Raw genomic sequence first — 558 nt, forward strand, 5'->3', positions numbered from 1 at the left:
GTCGGCGGGCGGGCGGCCACCGCCGGGCGTTCGGCGGACGGCGGGCGATCCGCGGACGGCGGGCGATCCGCGAACGGCGGCTTCCCGCCCGGCGGCTTCCGAGCGGGCGGCTGTGCGGGGCGAAAGATCTCCATGGCGGCCTCAGCGGCGGGCAACGCCACGCGGCCGGCGCAGGGCCACCACGGCGACGATCAGCCCGGTGATGGTCAGCGCCGCACCACCGGGCAGCAGCAGTTTGCCGGTCATGCCGCCGGCGCTGCCGCCGAAGCCGGTGGCCGGACCGCGACTCGGGTGGGGCGGCATCTTCTTGACCACCTGGAGCATGGTCGAGGCGGTCTCGCCGTCGCGGCACTCCAGCTTGACCCGGTAGTTGCCGGGGCGGGTGCGCTCACGGACCATCGGTGCCGCGGTGAGCACCCCGCGCTGCGGCTGGACGCCGACCGCGCCGAAGGCGTCCGAGACCACCGTGGCGCCCACCGAGTTGTCCCGGCAGCTGGCCCGGATGCCGACCAGGTAGCCGGGCTGCACGGTGCTCGGGCCTGTCTCTTATACACCTCT

Annotated in this window: 1 pseudogene; it reads right to left on the reverse strand. The window is 75.1% G+C overall.

The features are described from left to right. Positions 1-141: 141 nt before the first annotated feature. A pseudogene (locus tag EAD98_RS21155) lies at positions 142-537 on the reverse strand (hypothetical protein); the annotation flags it as partial. Positions 538-558: the final 21 nt, after the last annotated feature.

The sequence above is a fragment of the Micromonospora sp. CV4 genome (assembly GCF_003667455.1).
Lineage (GTDB): Bacteria > Actinomycetota > Actinomycetes > Mycobacteriales > Micromonosporaceae > Micromonospora.